Source organism: Streptomyces sindenensis, assembly GCF_014649035.1.
Lineage (GTDB): Bacteria > Actinomycetota > Actinomycetes > Streptomycetales > Streptomycetaceae > Streptomyces > Streptomyces sindenensis.
Window position 1 is genome coordinate 414,683 of the sequence record NZ_BMSG01000002.1, and the last position, 24,347, is coordinate 439,029.

24 protein-coding genes are annotated in these 24,347 nt (G+C 69.7%); 8 read left to right on the forward strand and 16 right to left on the reverse strand.

Features of this window, described 5'->3' with window-relative positions; translation table 11 throughout:
* Positions 1 to 50: 50 nt before the first annotated feature.
* Complete coding sequence (locus IE145_RS05105; RefSeq protein ID WP_189519193.1) at positions 51 to 1,913, reverse strand: lysyl oxidase family protein; 1,863 nt, start codon at positions 1,911 to 1,913, stop codon at positions 51 to 53.
* A gap of 348 nt (positions 1,914 to 2,261) precedes the next feature.
* Between IE145_RS05105 and IE145_RS05110 the strand changes: the two genes are divergently transcribed.
* On the forward strand, positions 2,262 to 2,528 hold the full coding sequence (locus tag IE145_RS05110) for a hypothetical protein (protein WP_189519194.1): 267 nt from the start codon (positions 2,262 to 2,264) through the stop codon (positions 2,526 to 2,528).
* A complete protein-coding gene (locus IE145_RS05115) occupies positions 2,525 to 3,784 on the forward strand; it encodes a damage-control phosphatase ARMT1 family protein (protein WP_229825335.1) in 1,260 nt (419 codons plus the stop codon). The genes IE145_RS05110 and IE145_RS05115 overlap by 4 nt, the downstream gene beginning before the upstream one ends.
* 137 nt (positions 3,785 to 3,921) lie before the next feature.
* Here the strand turns inward: IE145_RS05115 and IE145_RS05120 are convergent, their stop codons facing one another.
* From IE145_RS05120 to IE145_RS05140, 5 genes are all read right to left on the reverse strand, one after another.
* Positions 3,922 to 4,629, reverse strand: a complete 708-nt coding sequence (locus tag IE145_RS05120) for a TetR/AcrR family transcriptional regulator (RefSeq protein ID WP_189519195.1) — start codon at positions 4,627 to 4,629, stop codon at positions 3,922 to 3,924.
* Positions 4,630 to 4,671: 42 nt separating this feature from the next.
* Positions 4,672 to 5,811: a serine hydrolase domain-containing protein gene (locus tag IE145_RS05125; protein WP_229825338.1), complete on the reverse strand. Its 1,140-nt coding sequence runs from the start codon at positions 5,809 to 5,811 to the stop codon at positions 4,672 to 4,674.
* Between the two features lie 463 nt (positions 5,812 to 6,274).
* Positions 6,275 to 6,700, reverse strand: a complete 426-nt coding sequence (locus IE145_RS05130; protein WP_189519197.1) for a PIN domain-containing protein — start codon at positions 6,698 to 6,700, stop codon at positions 6,275 to 6,277.
* Positions 6,697 to 6,975: a ribbon-helix-helix domain-containing protein gene (locus IE145_RS05135; protein WP_189519199.1), complete on the reverse strand. Its 279-nt coding sequence runs from the start codon at positions 6,973 to 6,975 to the stop codon at positions 6,697 to 6,699. Before IE145_RS05135 ends, IE145_RS05130 begins: the two co-directional genes overlap by 4 nt.
* A gap of 66 nt (positions 6,976 to 7,041) precedes the next feature.
* Complete coding sequence (locus IE145_RS05140) at positions 7,042 to 7,947, reverse strand: phosphorothioated DNA-binding restriction endonuclease (RefSeq protein ID WP_189519201.1); 906 nt, start codon at positions 7,945 to 7,947, stop codon at positions 7,042 to 7,044.
* Between the two features lie 1,017 nt (positions 7,948 to 8,964).
* Between IE145_RS05140 and IE145_RS05145 the strand changes: the two genes are divergently transcribed.
* Entirely contained in the window at positions 8,965 to 10,197 is a 1,233-nt protein-coding gene (locus IE145_RS05145; RefSeq protein WP_189519209.1) for a helix-turn-helix domain-containing protein, read from the forward strand.
* A 14-nt stretch (positions 10,198 to 10,211) separates the two neighbouring features.
* Positions 10,212 to 10,817, forward strand: a complete 606-nt coding sequence (locus tag IE145_RS05150) for a PIN domain-containing protein (protein ID WP_189519212.1) — start codon at positions 10,212 to 10,214, stop codon at positions 10,815 to 10,817.
* A 233-nt stretch (positions 10,818 to 11,050) separates the two neighbouring features.
* Here the strand turns inward: IE145_RS05150 and IE145_RS05155 are convergent, their stop codons facing one another.
* From IE145_RS05155 to IE145_RS05190, 8 genes are read right to left on the reverse strand one after another with little or no spacing between them, the layout of a single operon-like run.
* On the reverse strand, positions 11,051 to 11,644 hold the full coding sequence (locus tag IE145_RS05155) for a histidine phosphatase family protein (RefSeq protein ID WP_189519214.1): 594 nt from the start codon (positions 11,642 to 11,644) through the stop codon (positions 11,051 to 11,053).
* Complete coding sequence (locus IE145_RS05160) at positions 11,637 to 12,398, reverse strand: SDR family NAD(P)-dependent oxidoreductase (RefSeq protein WP_189519215.1); 762 nt, start codon at positions 12,396 to 12,398, stop codon at positions 11,637 to 11,639. The genes IE145_RS05155 and IE145_RS05160 overlap by 8 nt, the downstream gene beginning before the upstream one ends.
* On the reverse strand, positions 12,383 to 13,519 hold the full coding sequence (locus IE145_RS05165) for a hypothetical protein (protein WP_189519217.1): 1,137 nt from the start codon (positions 13,517 to 13,519) through the stop codon (positions 12,383 to 12,385). Before IE145_RS05165 ends, IE145_RS05160 begins: the two co-directional genes overlap by 16 nt.
* Positions 13,516 to 14,676, reverse strand: a complete 1,161-nt coding sequence (locus tag IE145_RS05170; protein ID WP_189519219.1) for a glycosyltransferase family 9 protein — start codon at positions 14,674 to 14,676, stop codon at positions 13,516 to 13,518. The genes IE145_RS05165 and IE145_RS05170 overlap by 4 nt, the downstream gene beginning before the upstream one ends.
* The gene (locus IE145_RS05175) at positions 14,673 to 15,248 is read right to left on the reverse strand and encodes a phosphoribosyltransferase domain-containing protein (protein ID WP_189519221.1); all 576 of its coding nucleotides are present in this window, start codon (positions 15,246 to 15,248) and stop codon (positions 14,673 to 14,675) included. The genes IE145_RS05170 and IE145_RS05175 overlap by 4 nt, the downstream gene beginning before the upstream one ends.
* Before the next feature lie 47 nt (positions 15,249 to 15,295).
* Complete coding sequence (locus IE145_RS05180) at positions 15,296 to 17,095, reverse strand: DUF4254 domain-containing protein (protein ID WP_189519223.1); 1,800 nt, start codon at positions 17,093 to 17,095, stop codon at positions 15,296 to 15,298.
* A complete protein-coding gene (locus tag IE145_RS05185; protein ID WP_189519225.1) occupies positions 17,092 to 17,739 on the reverse strand; it encodes a hypothetical protein in 648 nt (215 codons plus the stop codon). The genes IE145_RS05180 and IE145_RS05185 overlap by 4 nt, the downstream gene beginning before the upstream one ends.
* A gap of 3 nt (positions 17,740 to 17,742) precedes the next feature.
* On the reverse strand, positions 17,743 to 18,210 hold the full coding sequence (locus tag IE145_RS05190; protein ID WP_189519227.1) for an NUDIX hydrolase: 468 nt from the start codon (positions 18,208 to 18,210) through the stop codon (positions 17,743 to 17,745).
* A gap of 219 nt (positions 18,211 to 18,429) precedes the next feature.
* Here IE145_RS05190 and IE145_RS05195 point away from each other — a divergent pair, with 219 nt between their 5' ends.
* The 4 genes from IE145_RS05195 to IE145_RS05210 are packed head-to-tail and all read left to right on the forward strand — an operon-like array spanning position 18,430 to position 21,523.
* Entirely contained in the window at positions 18,430 to 19,554 is a 1,125-nt protein-coding gene (locus tag IE145_RS05195; RefSeq protein WP_268246799.1) for a helix-turn-helix domain-containing protein, read from the forward strand.
* Between the two features lie 22 nt (positions 19,555 to 19,576).
* A complete protein-coding gene (locus IE145_RS05200) occupies positions 19,577 to 20,146 on the forward strand; it encodes a cysteine hydrolase family protein (protein WP_097892445.1) in 570 nt (189 codons plus the stop codon).
* Positions 20,147 to 20,150: 4 nt separating this feature from the next.
* The gene (locus IE145_RS05205) at positions 20,151 to 21,065 is read left to right on the forward strand and encodes an FAD-dependent oxidoreductase (RefSeq protein WP_189519231.1); all 915 of its coding nucleotides are present in this window, start codon (positions 20,151 to 20,153) and stop codon (positions 21,063 to 21,065) included.
* A gap of 53 nt (positions 21,066 to 21,118) precedes the next feature.
* Positions 21,119 to 21,523, forward strand: a complete 405-nt coding sequence (locus tag IE145_RS05210) for an NUDIX domain-containing protein (protein WP_097892443.1) — start codon at positions 21,119 to 21,121, stop codon at positions 21,521 to 21,523.
* Between the two features lie 312 nt (positions 21,524 to 21,835).
* Here IE145_RS05210 and IE145_RS05215 read toward each other — a convergent pair whose 3' ends face one another.
* Both IE145_RS05215 and mobC read right to left on the reverse strand, forming a co-directional pair.
* Positions 21,836 to 23,485, reverse strand: a complete 1,650-nt coding sequence (locus IE145_RS05215; protein WP_097892442.1) for a relaxase/mobilization nuclease domain-containing protein — start codon at positions 23,483 to 23,485, stop codon at positions 21,836 to 21,838.
* Positions 23,486 to 23,872: a plasmid mobilization relaxosome protein MobC gene (gene mobC / locus IE145_RS33845; RefSeq protein WP_308427796.1), complete on the reverse strand. Its 387-nt coding sequence runs from the start codon at positions 23,870 to 23,872 to the stop codon at positions 23,486 to 23,488.
* Positions 23,873 to 24,347: the final 475 nt, after the last annotated feature.

A 24,347-nucleotide genomic window follows, 5' to 3' on the forward strand; every position in this document is an offset into this window, starting at 1 on the left:
GGCCGGCCGATGGCGCGGCACGGAGCGCGTCGACGCCCCGCTGACAGCGACTAGTTGGCGTCCACCAGGTGGTGGGCCGGGACCTTCACGGTCCGGGCGCCCTTCTTGCCGCCGAGGATCACCTTGCGCAGGGCGCTGTTGTTCTTGTGGTTGGTCTCCTTGAGCCGGTTCTCCGGGTTGGCGAGGACCTGGATGTAGTACGTGCCGTTCGGCAGACCCGTGATGTCGAAGGACTGGCCCGGCAGGTCCTGGGTGTAGGTGTCACCGGAGCCGACGTCGAGCACCTCGCGGACGGAGATCGAGTTCTCCTGGCCGCACGCGGTGGACAGGTCGGTGTTGTCCGGGTGCCAGTTGGCGTTCTTCACCGTGTAGTCGACGGCGTCGGTGTTGGCGAGGCAGAACGCCTCCTTGCCGCTGCGCACCGACTCCTTCTTGTCGGCCTTCAGCAGCCGGTAGCTGGCGAAGTCCGTGAAGTGCCAGTGCTCGTGGCCGGGGCGCGGGTCCCACTCCATGGTGCCGGTCGGGGTGTAGCCGACCTGCTTGCCCTTGGCGTCGTAGAAGTACTGGTAGGCGTCCATCAGCTTCTTGCCCGGGGAGCGGAAGCCGTCCACGACGAGCTTGGCCGGGCCCGCGTTCCACACGTTGGCGCTGAAGGCGAGGTAGTCCTTGCCGGGGACGTCCTCGTAACCGTCGCTGACGGTGATGCCGTACGCGGGCAGCGAGCGCAGGTCCGGCTTGGGTACGTCGGGAACGGTGGCCTTGCCGGCGGGCCGCTTGGCGTTGGGCCTGGCCGCGGGGGCCTGCCGCGATCCGTCGGTCTGCCCGGCCCGGTCGCCGACCCTGGCGGCCGAGAAGGCCTGCCGCTGGAGGGACTCCTTCTTCAGCGCCCAGGGCAGGGCGGGCGGAGCGGGCGGGTAGGGCCCGTGACCGACGTTGAACGTGGGGGTGGCGCCGGCCGTCCGGGCGGCGGGAGCCTCGGGGCGGGCGGGAGCGCCGTGCGCGGCATGGGCGGAGGCGGCGGGCGCGGCATGGGCCGAGGCGGCGGGCGCGTCGGCGGCCTGCCCGTGCCCGTCATGCCCCTGGTGCCCCTGGTGCCCTTCGTGGCCGCCGTGCCCCTGGTGCCCGGCCGCGGACTCGGCGGACTGGGAGGACCGGGGAGCCGCGCTGCGGGCCGCGGCGCCTCCACCCTGCTCCTCCTGTTCCCAACTACGCTCCCGGACGGTCACCTTGACCGACCGCGGCTTGTTCGCGATGCCGAAGAGGTCGCGGTACTTCTTCGTCACGGAGATCTTGGCGGTGTAGGTCCCGGCGGCCAGCTGGACCGGCTTGGCGTAGTACCCGGCGTAGGTGTTGGACGCCCAGCCGTTCTCCACGCCCCACACCGAGCCGAGGGTGAAGGGGTTCACCGGACAGCTCTGCGGATACTTCGAGTTGGCGGGTGCGTCCGGCCGGATCCGCCCCGAGGCGTTGTTGGGGCAGAAGGACTCGGTCTGCTTCAGCACGGTCTTCCCGGCCGCGTCGGTGACGGAGATCCGCGCGAAGTCCGGCAGCCCGGAGAAGTCCTTCACGAGCCCGGCGGGAAGCGCCTTGGTGGTGGTCTTCTTCCCGTTCCGCAACACCTGCGTCGCGACGACCGGATCCTTGTACGACTTACGGGTCACCTTGAGCTCGAAGGCGCCGTTCTCCGAGGTCAGATAGGTCCCGAGGTCGAGATAGACCCCGGGGTCCTCCTTCCAGGAGTCGAGCGTCACCGAGGTGGTGGCGGCGATCAGGCTGAGCTTCGGCGCCGGCTCGGCCGTCTTGGCGTCGGGCGCGGCGGCAACGACGCCCGCCGTCACGGCGACGGCCGCGGCAACGGCGATCGAGGGGCGGGTGAGGCGGTTGGTGCGGGCCTGCGGGGATCTGGTCATCATTCCTCGTACTTCCGGCTTCCGAGTGCGCGATGGAACGTGGACGATCAGCACGGCCCCAACTCAACTCACCTGTGGCGACGCTGTGTCCGGCCTAGGAGATGCGGTACCAGGGCGGTCGGGTTGTCTGGTGTCCCCCGAGTGGCGCAGGGTTGTCCGAAAAGGGTGGTAGTTGCCCCCGGCACTCGCTCCGCCGAGGGCATGGCGCGCGAACACCGCCGCAGGGCGAGCCGGTTCACCCGCTGACGAGTCCGGGGCGATGAGCACGGACGGCAGCCCCTGCCGGCCCGCCCGGCGAGGCCCGCAGCCGGCGAGCGGCCGGCTGCCCGCACCGGATGGCATCCTGCACCCATGCGAACCGGGACCGGCCTGACCGAGAAGAACCTGCGGCAGCTCCTCAACGAGTGGGATCCGGTCGGTGTCGCCGACGAGGTGCCCGACGAGTACGACTGCCTGCTCGCGCCCCTCCTGGGGAGGCTGCGCCGTGGCGCGGACCAGGCGGAGATCGCCGCGTTCCTGCGGACCGAACTGGTGGAGCACTTCGGCCTCACCCCCTCGCCCTCGGAGCCCGGGACGGTGGCCGCCCGCCTGGTGGCCCTGAAGGCCGAAGACGCGTGAGCGGCAAGCGAAAGGCGCACAGCGTGGCGGAGAAGACGGCCCGGAGCTCGGATGGCGGCCCCGACAGCGGCGGCCCCCGCCCGGCCTCCGAACGGGACGCACGGGTCGTCCTGAGCAACGAGCCCGGCTCGTTCGCCCGGAGCGTCCTGGCCGAGCGCCACCCGGCCCTGATCCAGCAGGTACGGGACGCCTTTCCGTACGGCCCCCGCCAGCACGAGGCACTCGACGCCCTGCTGGAGCAGAACGACAACGGGGTGATCGAACCCCTCGCCCCTTCGGAGCCCGGCCACGAGCAGTGGTCGGTCTGGGGGCGGGAGCTCTTCGGGCGATCGTGGTTCGACGCCCCGTTCCTGTGGGCGGAGAGCTACTTCTACCGCAGGCTCCTCGGCGCCGTCGGGTACTTCGGCACGGGACCGTGGCGGGGCGTCGACCCCTTCGCCCCCTTCAAGCGGGCCGAGCTTCGCGGCACGGCGGTGGACGAGGAGCTCCGCGCCCTGGACGCGCTCGCCGACGTACCGGCCGACGAGCGGGCCACGGCCCTGCTCCACGCCGCGGTCCGGGGCAACCGCGCGGACCTGGGCTTCCGCGTCACGGAGGGAGACGCGGCACCCGGCGCTCCGTCCGAGGACCTGGTCGCCGACGACAGCGCCCGGCTCCAGCGGCTCCTGCCCGCCGGAGCAGGCGTTACGGTCGCCGTGGTGGCGGACAACGCGGGGCGGGAGCTGATCCCGGACCTGATCCTCATCGACCACCTCCTCCTGCACCGTCATGCCGAGCGGATCGTGCTCCACGTGAAGCCCCACCCGTACTACGTCTCCGACGCGATGACCGCCGACGTCGTCGACTGCCTGCGCCGCCTGGCGGACGCGCCCGGTGAGGCGGGCCGCATCGGAAGCCGCCTCTGGGACGCCATGGCCACGGGACGCCTGGAGGTCTTGGCCCATCCGTTCTTCTGCGCGCCGCTGCCGTACGAGGAGATGCCGGGGGGCCTGCGGGCGGAGTTCGCGGCGGCCACCCTGACGATCCTGAAGGGCGACCTCAACTACCGTCGGCTGGTCGGCGATCGGATGTGGGCCGAGACGACGCCGTTCGCGGACCGCACGGCGTACTTCCCCGGGGCCGTCGCGGCGCTGCGCACGCTGAAGTCCGACGTGGTGGTGGGGTTGGAGCAGAAGACTCTGGACGCTCTGGAACGGTCCGGCGCGGCTTGGCGTACGAGCGGTACGCACGCCTTGATCCAGGTGCGCGGTAGGTAGGGCCTCCTCCCAGGGGCGGGGCCGGCCCATGGGTGAGGACTTCCCTCCTCGTGGGCGATTGCCTTACGAGGGACCCTCGTCGCGGCCCGGTCCGGCCCTGCCCGGTCCGTCGGCCCCGGAAGCGGCGTGGGACCGCGTCACGCGGGCCGCCGGGAGCGTGCCTCCACCGCGTCCAGCAGCAGCCCCATCACGAACTCGAACTGATCGTCCTCGTCTGCCTCGGCCAAATACGGTGCTACGGAGGCGAGTTGCGGGAAACGCTGCGGAGAGGCCATCAGGTACTCGCGCTGCCAGGCCATCCGGTCGCCCTCCCGCTCGGGCCCGTCCAGTACCGCCGAGGCGGCTTCGAAGGAACTCATCGCGAGCGTGACGTCGACCAGCGCCCGGTAGTAGCGGGCGGACTCCCGCGCGCCGAAACCCGCTTCCAGCAGCGCACCGATGACCAGGTCCGCTCCCCGGAACTCCGCGTCGCGCCGGGACACCCGGGAGGCGACCAGCACGGCCAGGGCCGGGTGCGCCTGGCAGGCCCGGCGCACCCGGCGGGCCAGCTCGGTCAGGGTCGCCCGCCAGGTCGGGCCGGGCTCGAAGCCGTCGACGGCCTCGGCGATCAGCTGTTCGGCGAGGCCGAGCAGGATGTCGTCCTTGCCGGAGAAATAGCGCAGCACCGCCGTGTGGTTGGACCCCAGATCCGCCCCGAGCCTGCGCAGCGTCAGGGCCTCCGGGCCTTCCTGCTCCAGCACCGCCAGGGCCGCGTCCAGGATGCGTTCCCGGCTGAGCGTGTTCGAGGGCGGCCGCCCCCGCCTGGAGCCGACGGATCTGGGGGCCGTGCTGTCAGGATCCGTCATGCTCCCATCCTAGGCGCGCGGCCACGGGGCCCCGGGGGACGACTACCCGTCCGCCGAGAGGTGGGCCACCAGCGCGGAGATCGCCGTCACGGTCTCGCCGTCCAGCGCGGGGTCGTCGGCCACCGGCCAGGCGCTGGTCTTCACCACCACCACGTCGGCCTCCGGGTCGACCCAGAGATGCTGCCCGTATATCCCGAGGCCGGTGAAGGCACGGTGCTCCCCGCCGAGGGTCCACCACTGGTTGGAGTACCCGTAATGGGCCGGGTACCTCTCGCCGAGCGCACCGCCCTCCAGGTGCGGCAGGCCGGCCCCGCGGCTGCGCTCGACCCACCGCCGGGGGACGATCTGCTCCCCGCCCCACCGGCCGCCACGGGCCATCAGCAACCCGACCCGGGCCATGTCCCGCACCGTGGCGTTGAACGATCCGCCGCCGACGGCCGTACGCGGCGCTCTCCGCGACAGCGCGTAGTAGGCGTCGGACTCCGCTCCGACCGGCCCCCACAGCCGCTCGGCGGCGTACCGCGCCAGCGTCCGGCCGGTCGCCGCCTCCAGGACCCAGCCCAGCACCTGGGTGTCGAGCGTCGAGTAGTTGAACCAGGTGCCCGGAGTGCTGTGCGGCCGCACCGACCGTACGGTTTCCAGCACGGTGCCCCCCTGCCCGGCCACCGCGCGCATCAGCCGGTTGACGGGGGCGTCCGGGTCCTCGTAGTCCTCCTCCCCGCCCGCCCCGCTGCTCATCTGCAGCAGGTCCTCGACCGTGGGGCCGTCGAACGCCGAACCGGCCAGCTCCGGGCAGTACGTGACGACCTTGTCGTCCGTCGACCCGATCGCGCCCTCCTCCAGCGCGATCCCCAGCAGCATCGACGTCACCGACTTCGTCAGCGAGAACAACTGGAACCGGCGGTGCGGCCCGGCGAACCGGCCCGGGTAGACCTCGTGCACCAGTCGCCCTCGGTGCACCACCGCGAACCCCGTCGTACGCGTCCGGGTGTGCAGGTCGGACAGCGTCCGTGCCGACCCGTCCCACTCGTACGTGAAGTCCAGCGGCCGGGGAGCCCGCGGCAGGACGCTCGGGCGCCCGGCGCGCGGCACGGTCTCCGTCGGCAGCAGCAGCGACATGTGCGAGAACGTCCACTCGTTCAACGGCGGGCGCATCATCAGCTCGTCCTGATGCCGCCACACCCACCGCACCCCCGCAGCACCCGCCGCAACAGCCGTAGCCGTCGCGATCACCCCTGCCCCGGCCCCCCGCTTCCGGTCGCCCACCATGTCACCGCACCTCGCAAAGGCTCGCCCGCCAATTTTGAACCAATGGTGACACCGTTGGTTCGCCGAGGCAAGGATCGGGGTGAGGGAGAGTGCCGTCCCCCTGCGATGGCGGAGAACCTGTGCCGGAACACGTCGAAGGCTCCCCCGCAGCGAACTGCGGGGGAGCCTTCGACGTATTGCCCGGTGAGAGCAATGACGGAGGATACGAGACTCGAACGCGTGAGGGGTTGCCCCCCAACACGCTTTCCACCTGTTCGTCCGGGGGTTCGGAGAGGGGCGAGGCCGTTCTGACCTGGGACGGAGCCGCGCGTCGGAGGGATGGTGAACGGCACTGGACGGGGGCGAATGAGACCAGGACCGGGACCGGAGCGCCGGGTCATACCTTCTTGACGACGATCGACTCCGGAACCAGCCTCTCAAGGTCGTCCACGTCCGAGGTGAAGACCGTGACCTGCCCCTTCTGCTGGCGCGCGATGACGGCGAGTATCGCGTCGATCGCGTACTTGTGGCCGTGCAGCCTCGCATCCGACAGCAGGCGGCGGGCCCGGCGGGCCTCCTCCTTCCCGATGTCGGCGACTTTGAGCCGGGAGAGCACCCAGTCCCAGCGCTGCTCGGTGGTTCTGCCGTCGTGCGCCTCGACCAGCGTCATCGGAGACGTGACCACCTCGGCTTCGCCCCGGGCTGCGAGGTCGAGCCACGCGATCATCTTCCGGTCGCCGCTCACGGCCTGGGACAGGGCTTCGCAGTCCAGTACGAAGACGCGCAGTGGCCGCTGCCCGGATGCACCGGACCGCTTCCTCACGCGGCTTCTCCGGTGCCGTGCGTTCCGGTGGCGCGCCGCCGCTCGTGCTCGGCGTCGAGGTCCTCCAACTCCTCGAACGCTGTGGCGCGCTCTTCCTCGGTGAGAGGGCCGTGCTCCTCCTGCAGCCAGTCCGACAGCTCCCCCAGTCGGTCCCGGTCGCGCTTGAAGCGCAGCGCCTCGGCGACGTACGCCGAAATCCCCCGTTCTGCCGCCTCCGCACGGATCTCGTCCAGGAGGTCCTCGGGGATCGTCACCGTTACCTTCTTCGTCGCCATACAAGAGACCATACTCTTGGGGCCGCGCCCCTTGCCAGCGCAGTCTCGTGGCCGCCGGGTCGGCGGTCAGGCGGTCGTGGCGGGACGCGGGCTGCCGTGGAAGACCTGGCTGGTGTGCCAGGAACGGTGGGCGGCGGCGATGGGGCGGACGCCCGGCTGGGGGCCGATGAGCGGCCGGCCGGCGAGCGTGATGACGTGCTCGCGGGCGGCGGCGCTGTGGCCGACGAAGCTCTGCGAGACCTGGATGCGGTGGCCCTCGCCAGGGCCTTCGCCGAGACCGAGTACGCCTTTGTCGAACAGCTTGTGGTGCAGCGAGCACAGGCACAGCCCGTTCTCGACGTCGTCCGGTCCGTCGAACGCCCACCAGCGCACATGGGCGGCCTCAAGCCCGACCGGCACCGCGCCGATCCTGCCGTCGTACCCGCAGAAGGCGCACTGGTACTCGTACGCCGTCAGGACCATCTCGCGCATCCGCCGGTCCCGCTGCCTGCGCGCGGCCGAGAGCGGTGCGGTCTCGGCCTCCTCCAGCTCCAGGCCGACGGCTTCGCACAGCTCGCCGTGGAGGGAGGGCGGGAAGTTCAGATCGAGCAGCACGCGAGTCATCCGGCCGAGAAGAGACGGCTCCCGCCGCAGCGCCGCCCTCAGCTCCGGCGTCAGCCGCCCAGCGGCGCCGGTCGCGCGCAGTTCCCTGACCCCGGTCCCGGGGCTGCCCGGCCCGCGCTCGGTGCGCACCTCCCACACGCCGTCACTCACCAAGTGATGGAAGGGATAGGCGGGCGTCGTCCGGTTACCAGGACCGTATTCGGCGAGCAGTCCCCGCAGGTCCTCCTCCACTGCGCTGTACCGCAGCTCGTCATCGGCGCCCTGCTGGAACCGGCTGAGCGCGTACAGGAACAGCAACGGCTTGTGCGGAGCCCGCGTCCCGCTCCTCGTCCACTGCCTCAACTGCACGGTGCGCTCGACCCAGTCCATGGTCGGCGATCGTAGTGGCGGCTCGTAGCAGCGCTCGGCGCAGTTCCTCGGAGGTCGTGTCCGCTCCCTCGGATCGGCCAGGGTGGCACAGGGAACGGGCCCCAACGCCGCCAGTGTCTCGGCTACCTGCAGGTGTGGCAGCGCGAGTCCGGTCAAAACCAGGGCCACCGACGCCGGGTGCTGAAGGCGGTCCGCGAGTTCGCCGAACGATCGTGGTTCCGGCGAGGACACGGCATCCGGGCGAGCTGCCAGGACCCGCTCAAGCCGGTCGACGTCCAGATCACTCAGCCACGCGGCCAGAGTTGATCCACTGGGCTTGCCGAGGGGGGCACCTAACAAAGGCGAGTGCCGATGCTCTCCGACCGTAATCGGTCCTGCGCAGACCCGGGATGGCGGATCGCGGGGACGCCTGCGTCCTGTCGCGGGGGACGCCTGCGTCCTGAGTCGGCAGAGACCTGCTTCTGAGTGAAGGCGATGTCCTGTGACTCGACCTGGCAGCAAGTCGGCGGATGAAATGTCTCTTGTGTCGGAAAGGAATGGGACCGGAACTGAGGTCATCAACGTCGAAGGCCCCCGCAGCGAGCTGCGGGGGCCTTCGACGTATTGCCCGGTGAGAGCAATGGCGGAGGATACGAGATTCGAACTCGTGAGGGGTTGCCCCCAACACGCTTTCCAAATGTTCGTACGGGGGTTCGGTGGGGGTCGTACCCGTTCTGACCTGCGGTGGAGTGTTTAGGGTGCCCTTGGCCGGACGGGGTCGGCCGGGGGTGAATGAGACCACGACTGAGACCACCGTCTCCCAGGGGGGCGCACCGGCCAGGGGTGCCGACCCTTGGCGGGGGACCACTGCGCCGCGGACGTCTGTGGAATTGGATGCCCTCGGACGCTCGACGCTGTGCGACCCGCTTGGAGGTAGGCGGCGACTACGAATGCGCAACTGTGTGGTAGGGATAGTTGCGATCATGGAAGGGGGTTGCGACACTTGACCAGTAGAGAATGCCGCGCGGGGAGGCGCTCATGGGAAATGGACTGACAGGGCTGGAAGCGCTCGGCTCATTGGTGCCAGCGGTACCATCGAGTGCTGCTACGGCAGCCGAGATCGGGCAGAGGGTCGGACAGGCTCGCTTGCGGCGGGCGCTGACTGGAGAAGCCTTGGGTGAGCTCGTAGGGCTCGGCAAGGATCAGATCTCGAAGATCGAGAACGGTCGGCGCAAGGTAAGCGTCCGGGAGCTGCCTAGGTTCGCTGAGGCACTGGGAGTGACCATCGCCCATCTGCTGGGCCAAGCGTCCCGACCGACCCTGGCGATGGCTCACAGGCTGGCCGGCAGCACGGGCGCGCACGAGGACAGCAATGCGAAGCAGCGTGCTCTGGAGCTATTGGAAGTCGAGGACATCTTGGCCCAGCGGGCGAAGCTGTGGCCCGCCTCGGCCAGCCCCTCGGGTCAGCAGGTGCTTGCGTTTGCGCGAAGTGAGATGGGTGAGCGACCGCGCAACAGGGCTGAGGCGCAACGCCAGGGCAAGCGGTTGGCTGAACGCACACGCAGTGCACTGGGGCTTGGGACTCATGAGCTGGGCGATTTGCCTGGGCAAATTGAGCGCCACTTCGGGGTCGACGTAGCGCTGTCCCCTCTGGGGACTGAGGCGGACGGACTCTGCGTTCACGGAGACAACGTGGCCTTGATCGTGGCGAGCACCAATTTCTCTCAAGGGCACGTTCGGTTCACGCTCGCGCACGAGCTTGGGCATCACCTCTTTGGTGACCCCAGGGACATCATCGACGAGGGCGAGCGGGACATGTTTGCCGACGACCAGCAGGAGCGGCGTGTCAATGCCTTCGCTGGACATCTACTGATGCCCGAGGAGGGTATTCGTGAGACCCTGCGGTGGCTCAGTGCAGGCCGAGTCACTGAACGCAGTCTGGTGGCGCTGATGGAGCAGTTTGGTGTCTCCTTGGCCGCAATGGTTTACCAGCTGTATGTCATGGGATTGATCACTTTCGAGCAGGGCCAGCAACTACGTAGTCAGCGGGTTGGCGATCTCGTTGCTCGTCATGCCTCGGTTGCTCCCACGGGAGCCGGCGTTACTCCGCAGCATGTTGTCCGGGCACCTGAGCGCCTCCTTGGCGCCGCAGTGGCAGCCGCCCGCGGGGAGCAAGTGGGCTTGGGGGTGGTCGCGACGCTGCTTCAACGTGAAGACGACGATGCGCTGTGGGACGCGGTGATGGAAGCGGACTCTGAGGTGTTCGCCTGAGTGGGAGCGGCGCGGTGACTGTTCCCGCGCCTGCTAAGCCACTACTTTGGTTCGTCGACACGTCTTCCGTGCTGAGTCTTGCGACGGATGACGGGTTGCGAGCGGCCATTCAGCGTGAAGTCGGCACGCAGCGCCACGTCGTGCTAGACGTTGTCTTCGATGAACTGGAACGCCTGGCAAGTCAAGGCCGCCCGGCCGAGAAGACTCTGGCCGCAGCGGCCCTGGGGCAACTCGGTTGGCTCGGAGAGCCAGTGGACACGAGCACATTCGTCGACCCGGAGCGCGTTGCAGAGATTCAGGATGTCCTGCGTAGCGGACGGGTGCTGAAGCACCCGGGGGAGCATTGGGCAGAGTCAGTGATCATGGCCATGGCCGAGCGGTTGGCCGAGGTGGATCCGTACCTACTCTGCGAGGACTACAACGCGCGCATCGAGTCTATCCACCACAACCTGACCCCCTTAAGCGTCCATAAGCTGCTCTCGCAGATGGTTCGTAAGGATCGCCTCTCCGCTGCGGATGCGGTCTCCTTTGCCAGCGCCGTCCAGGCCGCTGAGCGAGGAAGTGACTACACCGCAGCGGATTTCATATCCGGGAGGTTGGGTCGCGTGGGCCGCCCGTAGCCCAGGCAGCCCTGCAGCCTCTAAGTTGATCTGCTTGAGTTGCGGGCACTTGGCCTCTGGCGCGAGGGCTGGATCAAGTTCCATGAGTGTCCTGGTTGTTGGTGATGCCCAGGATGGTGAGTGCTCGTTCGGGTTCGTGGCGGATGGCTCGGGTGGTCTTGGCGATGTTGTCGGCTCCGAGGATCTTCAGGCTGGGTGAGAACCTCTGCCCGGACGATCTTTCCAGGAGCCATTTATTGGGCAGGTCGCTGAAGGCCGGGCGTCGCTCGTTGACGGACGGGCAGAAGACGGCGCTCGGCGAACTGCCAGGGCGCCTTCGCGGCGGTGACGAAGGCGGCGGGGCCTTCTGGGAGATGCGTGAGGACGCCCAAAAGGAGGGTGTGGGAGACGGCCAGGAGGGGGCCGTGACGCCTGGCGGTGTGGTCGAGGAACGCAGCGCAGCGACGGGCGCGGGTGTGGAGGTCGGTGAGGCTTTCGCCGTCTTCGCAGCGTAGGGAGGGGTTGGCGAGGCGGCGAGCTCGCCAGGCGCGGTAGGCCGGTGGGTAGGTCTCGGCCGTGCGGCCGAGAACGATGCTCGGTGCGCGCCATTCGGCGAGGAGGCCGGAGGCGGCCACGATCGGCAGGCCCGTGAGGTGCGAGACGAGGGTGGCGGTCTGACGGGCACGGGGGATCGGGCTGGTGACGATCGCGGTGACGCCCTCAGGGAGAGGCAAGGAGCGGCGTACCTGCTCGCGGCCCTCCTGCGTGAGGGCGGCTTCGTGCGGGGCGTGGTAGCCGGGGCGGTGACCTTCGTAGGCGCCGTGGCGCATGAGCCAGATGTCAGCCAAGGATCCAGCCTCCGTCGACGCGCAGGGTCTGGCCGGTGATGAATCCAGCGTCGTCGGCTGCGAGGAAGGCGACGGCCGCGGCGATGTCCTCCGGGCGGCCTCGGCGCTGGACGCACTGGCGGGCGAGTTGCCGGGTGGTCATGGCTTCCGGATCGTCGACGACGCTGTCCTCAGCGGGGACGCGGATGGAACCGGGGGCGACACAGTTCACGGTGATGCCGGCTGGGCCGAGTTCGCGTGCGAGGGCACGGGTGAGTCCTTCGAGGCCGGCCTTGGCACTGATGTAGCCGGCGAGGTCGTGACGGCCCGCCGCGGCGAGGACTGAGCCGATGGTGATGATCCGGCCCCAGCCGGCGGCCGTCATGGCAGGGGTCAGCTCGTGGGCGAGGAGGTAGTGGCTGGTCAGGTTAGAGGCCAGAGCCTCGTCCCAGTGAGCCGGTGTTGTCTCTGTCCACGGGCGGCGGGGGTAGGCGCCGGCGTTGCTGATCAGGATGTCGATCGGGCCGAGCCGGTCGTGGGCCTGGTGGCATAGGGCGCGCGCGGCCTCGGCGTCGCGGAGGTCGGCTGACAGGGAGATTGCGGCGCCGCCGCTGCCTGTGATGTGGGCGGCGAGCTCGGCTGCGGCCAGGGCGTCATCAAGGTGCGCGAGGGCTACGGTGGCGCCGTCGGCGGCGAGATGGCGGGCGATGGCCGAGCCGAGGCCGCCGGTGGCTCCGGTGACCAGGGCGGTGCGGCCGTTCAGGGGGCCGGGCATGGCGACTCCAGCGGGCAGAAGTAGGTGATGGGGTCGAAGGTGGGGCTCATGGCCTCGGCAAGACGGGCGAGCAGGACGAGCCGGTCCTCGGAGGTCAGGTCGGCCAGGTTGTAGACGCCGAGGATGCGCATGGCGAGGTACGGGCGGAGCAGGTTCGCCAGGTTCTCGCCGGGCCAGAGACGGTCCGCGACTGGTCGTACGAGCTTGTTCCAGTACGCCGTCACGGCGGCCCGCCGGGTTGCAGAGAGGCGCGGCGTGCAGTCGATGTGGATGGTGCTGGTGGTGTGGTCGATCGCCGCTCGCCGGATCTCGGGGGTGTTGGCCGGGACGTGGGTGAGGGTGGCGGGGTGGTCGGCGAAGGCGGTCGGGTTGTAGGTGGGTACGAGCCAGCCGCCGAGAGCGGCGGCGTACCAGAGGAAGTTGGCGAACTCGCCGGGGATGCTGTTCATCCCGGCGGTGTCGTAGTCGAACCAGGCGAGCGGGTGGGCGAGGTTGACGTCGGTGGGGTCGCCCTGAGTGATGCCCGCCCAGACCGGCTCTGCCGTGGCGAAGTGCGCGCGCAGCCAGCGGAGGGTGGCAGCCCAGTCGAGGCGGTGTCGGCGGCCGTTGATGCTCAGGGTGTAGGTCCCGAGGCGGGAGACCGGGATGTCGATGAGGCCGTCGGCGATCAGAAAGTCCTTGCCGGCGTAGTACGTGTCGAGTCGGCCGCCGGGTGCCGCGCGGTCCCAGTACAGCTTGCGGACGACGTGCGCCGGATCAACCGGCCATGCCGTCGTGAGAATGACCTCGCAGTACACGGCCGTGAGTTGGTCCATGTAGGTGCGGAGGTCACCGCTCGGCTCGACCGCGTTGAGGAGGTCGAGCAGGAGGCCCTGGTCGGTGCCGCCGGGCAGGCGTTCGTACGCGAGGAGATGTCCGCCTGGCACGCGCAGGTGGGTGTGGAGGGCGGGGACGCGGTAGTGCCGGGCCAGGCGGGCGTGGCCGCGGATCTCCTCGCGAGCCTCGGCCGGGTTGCGGGTGTACTTCAGGAGCAGCGAGTGGCCGAAGACATCGACCGGGCAGAGCAGGTTGCGGGTGAAGCGTCGCACCGGCCCGACCCGAAGTAGAGGCTGGGAGATCATCGCCCCACCTCGTTGAGTAGTTCGAGGCCGACCTGGGCCAGCGCGGCGGGCGGGAAGGCGTCCATGTGCACGTCCGAGTTCGGGGCGATGGCGTCGCGGACGGGGCAGAGGTCGCCCTGATGCATGCGGTCGGACAGGTTGGTGGCGACGGCATGGTGGTGCGACAGGCCGGTGCGCCACTTGCTGTGGCTGTGGCGCGCGTACAGGCCGATGACCGGCGGTCCGCCGCGATCCTGGCCGCCGCGCGCCATCGCGGCGAGGTGGGTGAGGCCGGTGTCGTTGCCGACGGTCAGGTGGCAGTGCGGGAAGAGGTCGACGAGGCCGTCGGCTGGCATCCCGTGGATGTGGAGGGCTTGCACGTGACGCCGGGGAGCCTCCGCCGTGACGCGGAGGCCGTCGCCCGGGTTGCCGCCGATGAGCAGCAGCCGGGCCTGGGCCTGCTGTGCCTCGGCGATGTGCTCGGCGAGGGCGATAAAGCGCTGGGCGGTGTAGTCCTTGCGCTCCGGCCAACTGGTGGCGGTGATGGCGGCGATGGTCAGACCGCCCAGCCAGCCCACCGAGCGCAGCTCCTCCACGAGGTTGTTCGGCCCGGTCGCGAGGGTGGGAGCGAACGGAGCCGTGCCGGACAGGCGGATGCCTAGGCGGCGCTCCAGAGCCAGGTAGTGGCGGGCGGGCAGGTCCGGGTGGGCGCGGCCGTCGCTCGACCAGCACGGCGGGGCGGCTGGGTCGAGCACCAGGCTCACCACCGCCTCCGAGCCGTGCGCCTCAACGCCCGTGCGGTCGCCGATCACGGCTCGCCAGCCGCTGGGAGCGCTGGCCTGGGGCTGCGTGATCAGCCCCAGGCGGGCGATCAGCCCCGCGTACGGACCCACCGCCCGGACGGCCACGCGTACCGACCGCAGCCGCATCCAATCGAGGACCGCGCGGACCCCCGACAGTGCGAGGAGCGTGTCACCGAGCTTCCCCTCGAAGGCCACGACGATCTCGCCGCACCCGCTCAGGCGGTGGACAAGCTCGGCGGAGGCAGCCAGGGGTAGCGGTGCGCCGACGGGAACGCTGTCCCGGTCGTACCCGAGCGGGGTGGTGTGGACGGCCCCGGCTGGGATGATCAGGGAACCGTGGTGGAACCGGATCCCCGCCGGGGCCAGAGCTGTCATTCCGCGCTCTCGATCGTGGTGAGCGAGACGAGCGGCAGACCGAGGTCGGTGAGCAGGTCGCGGGCTCCGCGGGTCGTGTCCTCCACCAGGCAGGCCGCCACCAGCGGGGCGGCGCCGGCCTCGCGGAGGCGACGGGTGAGGTCAGCCAGGGTCCGGCCGGTGGTGATCTCGTCGTCCACGATGACGATGCGCTGCCCGGGAGTGATGCCGTACGCGAAGACGTCGGTGCGCATCGCGTGGGGCTCGCTGAAGCGGACCGCGCCGTCGAGCGGGAGGTGCAGCTTCCAGGCGATCTTGTACGGGAGCTGAGCGGCGCTGGCGAGGGCAACGGTCGGCAGGATGCCGCCGGCGTCCAGGCCGAGGAGGAAGTCCACGGAGCCGAGTCCGTCCGGCACCTGCTCCTGGAGTAGACGCCAGAGGCCGGCTCCTGTGTGGGCGAGGGTCTCGGGGTGGACCGGGTTCTCCAGGCCGTCCAAGGAATGGATGACGCGCTCGCGGCGGCTCGTGGCTCCGACGCTGAGCCGTTCGACGATCCGGGCGGTGAAGGACGGCACGGCGATGGTTTTGGGCATGGCGAAGCTCCTGTCGGACGGAGAACGAGGAGGGAGAGGGAGCCTGTTCAGGCGGCGAGCTGGACGGCGTACCAGGTGAGGAGCTGGTCGACTGCCATGGTGACGGGCTTGAGGACGAGGCCGGCCTCGCCGTCGCGCCAAGCGCTGGAGATCTCGGCCAGAGAGGGCACCGAGAGAGCCGTCAGGCCCGGCATGCGGGAGGCTGCGGCGAGGATCCGATCGGGGCCGGACTCCCACTGGTTGTGCTCGCGCAGGAGCAGGCGGCAGGCGAGCACGAGGTGCTTGTAGAGCTGCCGCAGTGCGGTCGGCCCCGCGTCGGCGCGCAGACGGCGCATGGTCAGTATGACCTGGGGGAGTTCCCGGACAGCGGCGAACGCCAGCTCGCCTCGGCTGATCGTCGGCAGTTCGAGGGTGGGTGCGGCATGCAGAACAGGGCTGCCCTGCTGGAGCTGGTGGATGACGAACGCCAGGCGCGGCGTGAGGCGCCGGGCGGTCAGTTCGCCGGGGGTGACGAGGGTGGGGCCGAGGGAGGCCGCACCGCCGAGGGCGGTCCGGTACTGCTCCAGGGCCTCGTGGACCCGGCCGATGGCCTCGTGCTCGGCGATCACGAGGAGGTCCAGGTCGGACCAGCCGGCGATCCAGCTGCCCTCGCCGGGACTGCCGGTCAGTGCGGCGAGCCGTACGCCGGGGCCGTAGGCCCGTACCGCGTCGGTGAAGTCGGCCGTCGCCGAGGCTATGGCGGCAGGCAGTCCCAGCCCGTACGGAGTGGCCGCGCGCAGCGCCGTGGATGCGGGCGGGGCGGCGATGCGCCGGAGCCGGGCGCGGAGGGCGGCGATGCTGCCGGTGTTGTCGATGACGTGGTCGGCGAGCGCGGCGACCTGATGGGCGCCACGGCTCATCTTTATCTCGTCCTTCGCGGCGACGGCCTGTGCCGGAGTACCGGACCGCTCGACGCGAATGGCGAAGGAGGCGTCCAGGTAGACGATCTGGAGTGCGTCGCCCATGAGCCGCTTGAGCTCGGCGATCGAGGCGTCGTCGTGGACGGACTCGATGGTGAACAGCTCCGTGTCGACGTGCGCGTCCGCGAAACGGTTCAGCTCACCGAGCAGCAGCTCGGCCTGCCGACGGGACGACAGGGCGTACGGGTCCGCGAGACCCTCCCGATGGGCCGCCTGCCGCAACAGGAAGCCGATCTTGAAGCGTTGCGCACCGCAGGTGCGCTGGACGAACTCGGCGCTGGTGCTCTTGCCGCACTCGCTCAGTCCACCGAAGGCGAGGACCCGGCGCAGCCGCCGACTCGGCTTGATCTCTGCGGGGGCGGCGTCGTCCCGGCCGTACAGCTTGAAGCGAGCCGGTACGGGGAGCCGGCGGCGGCCTGCGACGACGTCGGAGACCAGCGCGTCGAGGGCGGCGCACAGTTCCTCGCGCTGGCCGTGAAGGGCGGGGACACGTCGGCGGGCCAACTCGTCCCGGGCAGCTGCCCGTTCGCTGTGCCAGATCCTCAGTGTCAGCACCGAGAGGCGGTCGATGACGGAGGCGAGCGTCTCGGTGTGCAGCGGTACGTCGGCGCGGCCTGCGTCGGCCAGCGAGCCGAGGACCTCGTCAGCCCGCTCGGCGAGCAGGTTCCGTTCGGCATTGAGCTGGTCGATCTCGCGCTTGCAGTCGGCGACCTGGGCGGCGGAGAGTAAGGCGCTGCGCACCCGGTCCTCGGTGTCCCACAGGCGCCCGTTGACGGTGTGGAGCCGGGTGATGGTGTCGTCCAGGCGGTTCCGGTCCTTGTCCTGGAGCGCTGCCACGGTGCGGGACAGACTGGGCGGCAGGACCAGGGGCGGGGAGTTCTGCGTCATCGGGGACTCCCGTCGATGAGTCGGCTGAGGCCGAGGCAATCGAGCACATCGCTGTGCACGGCGTCCAAGGAGCGGCCCTCGCAGTCGACGACCGCGGTGAACGCACCATGGTCGACCTGGTGGAGCAGGACCGCGTGCAGCGTCTTCTGGTACTCCGGGTAGATCCCGGTCCAGGGGCGGCCCTCGCGGGCGCTGGTGATGGCGTAACTGCGTTCGGCGTCGGACGACGGGAGCAGGAGGATGGAGGTCTCGGGTGTGGCGGCCCGCGAACCGGTGATTCCCGTCACGGTCTTGAACGCCTCGCCGACGGTCAGCCCGTCCTTGACTACGCAGGTCGCAGCGGCCACGGCGAGAAGCATGGGCAGGCCCCGGTCCAGCAGACCCGTTCGCCCGCCCTCACGTGCGGCGGCCCGCTTGGCATGACCGGCGAGCAGCATCTCGGTCAGCTCGACCGTCGTGGACGTTTCGAACCACCACCGGGCGTAGCCGTCGACGGCCACCCGTGCCCAGGGCTCGGGATCGTGCTCGTGGACCGCGCCCAGCGACTGGAAGCTGTCCCATTGTCCGGCCAGCCGCACCAGGTGGGTCGTCTTGCCGACGTTGTCAGGGCCGTTGAGGCTGACGAAGTCCGGGGCTCGCGTCATCGCTCACGCCTCGCGGATCGGGGTGTCGAGTACGGAGGTGATCGCGTACGTGTTGGCGGCGATGAACTCGGCGAGCTCCGGGGGCATCAGATTCAGTTCGCGGACTGCCCCGCTGGTGAAGGGGACTCGTACGACCTCGTACTCGCCCCGCTCCGGTTTCGCGAACTCCGTTCCCGTACGCGAGGCCAGGTCCATCGACTCCAGGCGCGCGGCGAAGATGTGCTGGACGCCGACGCCACCCTCCAGCTGGTCGGTGATCAGGTGGACCAGTTCGGCGCGCGCCAGCTTGCCGCCGAGCTCCTCGAACACCTCGCGGTGCAGAGCCGATTCGATGGTCGCGTCGTCCGTCTCGACCCCTCCGCCGACCGTCACCCAGTACGGCTTCCTGCCCGGCTTGGTGCGCTTGATCAGGACCAGTTCGTCGCCGTCGAGGAGGATGGCGCGGGCGTTGCGCTTGACGATGTCGGTCATGCCGGTTGCTCCTTCTGGTGGTGGTGCAGGAGAGAACGACGGAGAGGCTGTCTGGTGGTGGTCGGCCCCGGCGCGGTGGATTCAGCATGGAGCAAGACGGTTGCAGAGTGTGATGTACGGATGCTGCAGCAATGCCGCAGCGCTGCTGAACAAGGCTGGCTACGCTGGTCGTTCGGTCGTTTCGCCAGGTGATGGACAGGGGGTGCCACGGTGGTCACGGTGCAGAGATGGTCCGGCCGGGAGGCCCGGCTGCTACGCGATGCCCTGCGCATGAGCCTGCGGGATTTCGCCGCGTACCTGGGGGTCAGCGACCGTACTGTGTCGAACTGGGAGGCAGGCGGTGCCGGCTACCAGCCTCGCGCCGAGTCTCAGGGCATTCTCGACACCGCGCTCGGTCGCGCACCCGACGACGCGAGAACCCGGTTCGCGGAAGCGCAGGGAATGAGTGACACGGCTGCACCTGTCACAGGGCGGATAGAAGTCGACTCCCACAAGTTCCTGCCGGTCTTCATCGGTGTCGAGCGCGCCGGCCGGCTTCGGGAGTATCTGACACCGAGTGGGGGCGCTCAGTGGCTGGAGTCCTCCTCGACCCGACTGGACCACCCCGAGGCGCAGAGCTGTGTCCTGCACGTCTTCGCATGCGGGGTAGCCGTCTTCCACCTTGTCCAGCCGCACGAACCTGCCGCGTTGACCGACCTGGCCGTCTGGCGCTACCGCTCCTACGCGTCTGACCTTCCCTGGGCCCGGGACAAGATCCGCGAACTCTTCGAAGGGGACCACGCCGGGGCCCCCAACCCCGAATACGTCCTCTCCCTCTACTGCCTCACCTCCGGTCCGTGGGCCGGAGACGCCTACGACACCGCGCTGCGCCTGCTCTCCACTCCCTCGGTTCTGGTCGACCGCGGGGCGCCGGGTGGTCCCGCGCCCCTGGCCTGCACGGTCGAGGAGTCACTTCTTGCCACCGGCTTCGACCACCCGGACATCGTTTCCTTCGGTGTACGGGGAGTGTCCACCGCCTACGCCGGCTGGTCCGGCGTCGCCTACGCCTCCCACTCCAGCGAGCGCAGCCTCACCACCGACGAGCTGGTCGCCTGCGAGCTGACCGTTCAGGCCCTGTGGTGTTTCACCCGCCACATCCAACAGATGGTCGAGGACGGCCAGGACCCCTCCATGCCGGAGCGGTACGGCTGGCGATTCCTGCGCGCCGCCGCTTCCCGGCTCACCACCGCCCGTGCTCAGGAGACCGCGCAACACGTCCTGATGCGGGAGGCCATCATGAAGACCAGCGGATTGGCCGAACGGCTGCGCACCGCGCAGGAAGCTCTGCGCGAGAGCGCCGGCTGAGAACGGGCAGGAGTGAGGGCCGATGGACATCAGCAGTGCCGCGCTGGTCGTGATCGACATGCAGAACGGCTTTGTGAACCACCACAGTCGCCACGTCGTGCCCGCAGTCGCCGACCTCGTCGCCAGATGGTCCGCCGCCGGGCGCCCTGTCGTCTTCACCCGGTACTTCAACTATCCCGACAGCCCCTACGAGCGCTTCTTCCAATGGCGCCGGCTCCAGGAACCGCCTGAGACCGACATCGTTCCCGAGCTCGCCGAGGCGGCGGGCCACGCGCACGCAAGCGTCGACAAGACCGGATACACGCTCTTCACACCCGAGGCCGCCGAGCTGATGCGACGGGCCGGCTGGACCGACCTCGTCTTCTGCGGAATCGCCACCGAGAGCTGCGTTCTGAAGTCCGCCGCAGACGCCTTCGAGCACGGATACGCACCCTGGATCGTCACCGACGCCTGTGCCAGCGACGCTGGCCCGGACGTCCACGACGCCGGTCTGCTCGTCGCCCGGCGCCTGATCGGAACAGGCCAACTCATCGACGTCGAGCATGTGATGGGCCAACTCGATACGCGTGTGGCCGACCGGGTGCTGGAATAGCCTCATGGCCGACGCACCGCTCGACACCGACCTGATCATCATCGGCGGAGGACCGGCTGGCTGCGCCGCCGCCCGCATGGCCGCCGGGGTGGGCATGCGTTCGGTCCTGGTCGAGCCGGACCGGCTGTGCCGTAATCTCTACCGGATTCCGGCCCTGAACAACGTCCTCGGCGGCCACACCAACGGCCCCGACCTGGCCGACGCCATCGTGGCAGAGCTGAAGGGCACCGAGCTGTGCCGCCTCGAACTCGGCAGGCGTGTAACCGAACTCCGTGCTGATGACGACCGGGTGACCGTCACGGTCGACACCGGTGTACGTTTCACGGCTCCGTACGCCGTCGTCGCCACCGGCGTTGGCCCCCTCCAGCCCCACGACGTCACCTGGATCACCGCCCCCAGCGGCCCTGTCCTGCCCCCTCTCTGGGAGGCCGAAGCCGACGACGCCCAGGGGCGCACCCTCCTCGTCCTGGGCGGCGACCGCCCGATCGGCACGTTCCTGCGCGCCCACCCGACGACAGACACCCGCCTGCTCGTGGCGTACCCGCCAGCCGACGCGTACAAGATCGAGGAAATTCGGGACGATCCCCGGGTCACTCTCGTTCCCGTCGAGTACCTGACGCTGCAGGCCGAAGAGGGCACAACGATGTGGGCGGAAGCAATAGGCCAGGACGGCACGCGGCGGACGATCACAGCGGATTCGGCCTACCTCAGCATCGGCAACGCCCCGACCGCGCCGCCAGGCGATCTGACCCGAGGCCCGGACGGGTACTGCCCGCCGACCGACCAGCACCCCCGCGTCATCGTGGCCGGCGACCTCCGCTCCGCCCGCTTCCAGCGGATCATGACCGCTCTGGGGTCAGGCAGCGAGGCCGCACTGCATGCCTACTACGCGGCCAGGGACGTGCCCACCGAGGGCTGAGACCACAGCGGTGGGATACGCGCGACGACCTACGCACTCGGGAAGGGATCTCCATGACCACTGAGGTCAATCCGGCGGTCGCAGCCGCCGTCGTCGTGCAGGACAGGCGTGTGCTGCTCGTGCGACGGCGCGTGTCGGAGGGCGCGCTTTCGTGGCAGTTCCCGGCAGGGAAGATCGAATCCGGCGAGAGTGCGGGGGAGGCGGCGGCGCGCGAGGCCCGGGAGGAGACCGGGCTGCTGGTGACTCCCCAGATCGTGCTCGGGCAACGGGTTCACCCCATGACCGGCTGGGAGATCCACTACATCGCGTGCAGACGCTCTGGCGGCGAAGCGGGCATCGCGAGTCCGGACGAGGTAGCCGATCTGGCTTGGGTCGCGCACGGCGAGATCCCGCACTACGTGCCCTACGGACTGTTCAAGCCGGTACGGGACTATCTCGATGAGGCTCTACTCCCGTGATCCGGGCCAAGCCGGACACCGCCCCTTCGGCGTTCATCCAGCTCGGGAACGTAAAGCCCTCTGAGGCCAGCGCATTCCGTGCCGGCACCCAAGGGGATCAGGCGTATCGAGCCTGGTGATCAAGTCATGGGCACGGGAGCCTGATTCTGGTGCGAGGCCGTCGAGAACGTCGCGGGCGCAGGGGTGTCGGGTCGGGCGGCGAGACCCTGGACAGCGGCCCAGTTCTCGGCGATGAGGTGCAAGGCTTGTCTTGATCGCTGGATAGCTTCCCGCCCCACCCGTGTGCTCCACGTCCATAGGACTGCGAGGAGTTCAGCGCGTACGGCGCTGCTGGTCCGTGCGGGCGGGTCGGTAGGGGGCCGACTGAGGTGCCGGGCCACGGCTGGTGGTTCGTTGGTTCAGGTCGGCGATACGGTGCAGCCGCCAGGTGAGAACCTCGCTGACGCTCATGGCGGTGTCCAGGTCTCGCCTGTCGGCGGCCTGGGTGAGGAGGGCGGCGGAGTCGAGGCCGACGCTACTGGCCTGGGCGAGGGTGGCTGCCAGAGCGGGCCAGCCGGTCTCGGTGAGGATCTTCTCGGCCTGCTCGGGGAGGGCTCGGCGCACGGCGGCCGCTTGTTGGTGGTGAAGCCATTCGGGCAGTTGGGTTCCTCGCTGGTGGATCATGGCCAGCGGCCCGGCTGCAGCGGCCTGGTAAGCGGTGCGGAGGTGCTCGGCGGCCTGTGATGCGGCCTCGGCCTGTTGGGTGTGGCCGCGAGTACGGTGCCAGTGCTGCGCGGCCACGGCGGCCAAGAGGACGGCGTCGAGAAGGACCGCGAGGAGGACTCCGTCCTTCGGGGCGGGTTCACGGAGGATCGATTTCACCGCTCGGCGGGTGGTGTGGGTCTGTCGGTGCTCTGCGCGGATTCGGGAGCGACTTGCCCGCTCGAACGCGGTTGCTGCTTGCAGGAGATCGGACCGCAGGCTCGCGGGCGCGGTGAGGGGCAGGACGTCGAGGGCTTCGGCGAGGACGGTGATGTGGGCCTGCCCGGCTTCGGCGCCACCGTCGCTGAGGTGGTCGGGTGTCCGATCGATGGCGACGGTGAGGCGCCGCCAAGCTGTGGAGCCAGTGGGTTCCCTCGGTGTCGTCTCGGTGACCGTGAGGCGTTCGGCGATCCTGGGATAGGAGAGGTCGGGGGCGAGGGTGGATCCGGAGAACCACACCGGTTGGCCTTGGGCGTTTGTGTCGCCGTCGAGGGCGAGCTTGTACCCGCGGACGTCCCCGGACGGGAAGTACTGGACGTTGATGAGGGCTCCGGCACCTTCGACGAGCCGGAAGAACTCCTCGGTGTCCGTGGCAGCTGAGAGCGCCGTGCGGGCGACGGTACGAAGGTGCTCACGTGAGGTTCGGGCGTTCCCCGTGCGGCGGGCTTTCTCCTGCTCGGCGCGGGTGGGGCGCTTGGCGGCGGTGCGGTCGCCCCGTTGAACCTGTCGTAGCCCGTACTCCTTCTCGATCGCTTCGAGTTCCTTGTCGGCGCGCAGGAAGTCGTTCCAGTTGCGGGGCGGACGGAGGTCACCTCGGACCTTGGTGGCGACAATGTGGACGTGGTCGTCGGCGTGGCGGACGGCGACCCAGCGGCAGGCGTCGGGATCACCGGCGGGTGCGATGCCGGTGGCGTCGAGGACGCGGCGGGCGATGGTTGCCCACTCGTCGTCGGACAGGTGGCGGTCCTCGGGGGCGGCGCGGATCGAGCAGTGCCAGACGTGGTTCTCCGGCGCCTTGTGGTCTGCCTGCTTGACCCTCAGGTCGAGGACGGTGGCGAGCTGGGCGACTGTCGCGTCGCGGTCGCGGCCGGGGTCGGGGGCGAAACCATCGAACGAGGCCACGAGGTGGGGGTCGGTGTGTTCGTTGGCGCGGCCGGGACCGTAGAGGTAGTTCAGGACGCCCCGGGTCTTGTGCCCCGGCTTGACGATGTTCGCGATCAACTAGGCCGCCTGGTGCTTTGTGGCCGCCGCGTCGGCGGCGGTGTCGACCGCGGTGGCCGCCCGCTTGACCGTGACCAGGACCCGTCCGGCCTCCGCGAGCACGGCAGCGTCAACCGGGTGGGTATGACCACCGGAGTTGAGGCGGTGGGCAACCTGGTTCACGTTCGTACCGATCTTGGCAACCTGCGCGCGCAAAGCGGCGAGCTCATCGATCAGGTCATCGGTTGCGGTCCGATTGCCAGGCAGGACGAAGTCGTTGTCCAGATGAGCCATGACGATCGCACCGACCAGGTGCGCACCGGCCAGACCTAGGCGACGGGCTTCGGCCAGGATCGCTTCCTTCTCGTCGACGCTGTAGCGGACATCGACACGCTCCTTACGCTGCATGTCCTTGCGGGCGCGACGCTGGGCGACACGACGCAGCGCGGCCTCGTCGGCGGCACGCCCGCCTGCTGTCCCCGGTGCGCCCTCGCGCCGGGGGCCCGTCTCCGCCACCCCCGGGGCGGGAGCTTCTGCGTTGGACCGGCCCTTGGACGGTCCAACGCCATACCTTGCTCCGCCCGGGGCTGGGTGGGTGGTCGACTGAAGCTGGGGCGTGGTGGGTTCGTGAAGGGGGTGGGGCATGGGTCTCCTTGTCGGTCTGGAGGGGGCAGATGGCCGTCAGTCGTGGCGAGAGGCGTGTCGTTCGGCTTTGACCGCCCGAACCATGGCCCCTGCGTGGTCGCTAGCGACGCTGTATCCGTCATCGCGTACGGCCTGCTCCAGGAGGTCGCGAGACAGCCGGCCGTGCGCATCGAAGAGCGGGACTGCTGCATGATCGGGTGACAGCGGGGTTTATGCAGCCAGAGCTGCGGGTGGGGTC

Coding starts and splice junctions, on each gene's coding strand:
- IE145_RS05105 (WP_189519193.1), bottom strand. CDS start 1,913: ATGATGACCAGATCCCCGCAGGCCCGCACCAACCGCCTCACCCGCCCC.
- IE145_RS05110 (WP_189519194.1), top strand. CDS start 2,262: ATGCGAACCGGGACCGGCCTGACCGAGAAGAACCTGCGGCAGCTCCTC.
- IE145_RS05120 (WP_189519195.1), bottom strand. CDS start 4,629: ATGACGGATCCTGACAGCACGGCCCCCAGATCCGTCGGCTCCAGGCGG.
- IE145_RS05135 (WP_189519199.1), bottom strand. CDS start 6,975: ATGGCGACGAAGAAGGTAACGGTGACGATCCCCGAGGACCTCCTGGAC.
- IE145_RS05140 (WP_189519201.1), bottom strand. CDS start 7,947: ATGGACTGGGTCGAGCGCACCGTGCAGTTGAGGCAGTGGACGAGGAGC.
- IE145_RS05145 (WP_189519209.1), top strand. CDS start 8,965: ATGGGAAATGGACTGACAGGGCTGGAAGCGCTCGGCTCATTGGTGCCA.
- IE145_RS05160 (WP_189519215.1), bottom strand. CDS start 12,398: ATGCCCGGCCCCCTGAACGGCCGCACCGCCCTGGTCACCGGAGCCACC.
- IE145_RS05165 (WP_189519217.1), bottom strand. CDS start 13,519: ATGATCTCCCAGCCTCTACTTCGGGTCGGGCCGGTGCGACGCTTCACC.
- IE145_RS05170 (WP_189519219.1), bottom strand. CDS start 14,676: ATGACAGCTCTGGCCCCGGCGGGGATCCGGTTCCACCACGGTTCCCTG.
- IE145_RS05175 (WP_189519221.1), bottom strand. CDS start 15,248: ATGCCCAAAACCATCGCCGTGCCGTCCTTCACCGCCCGGATCGTCGAA.
- IE145_RS05180 (WP_189519223.1), bottom strand. CDS start 17,095: ATGACGCAGAACTCCCCGCCCCTGGTCCTGCCGCCCAGTCTGTCCCGC.
- IE145_RS05185 (WP_189519225.1), bottom strand. CDS start 17,739: ATGACGCGAGCCCCGGACTTCGTCAGCCTCAACGGCCCTGACAACGTC.
- IE145_RS05190 (WP_189519227.1), bottom strand. CDS start 18,210: ATGACCGACATCGTCAAGCGCAACGCCCGCGCCATCCTCCTCGACGGC.
- IE145_RS05200 (WP_097892445.1), top strand. CDS start 19,577: ATGGACATCAGCAGTGCCGCGCTGGTCGTGATCGACATGCAGAACGGC.
- IE145_RS05205 (WP_189519231.1), top strand. CDS start 20,151: ATGGCCGACGCACCGCTCGACACCGACCTGATCATCATCGGCGGAGGA.
- IE145_RS05210 (WP_097892443.1), top strand. CDS start 21,119: ATGACCACTGAGGTCAATCCGGCGGTCGCAGCCGCCGTCGTCGTGCAG.
- mobC (WP_308427796.1), bottom strand. CDS start 23,872: ATGCAGCGTAAGGAGCGTGTCGATGTCCGCTACAGCGTCGACGAGAAG.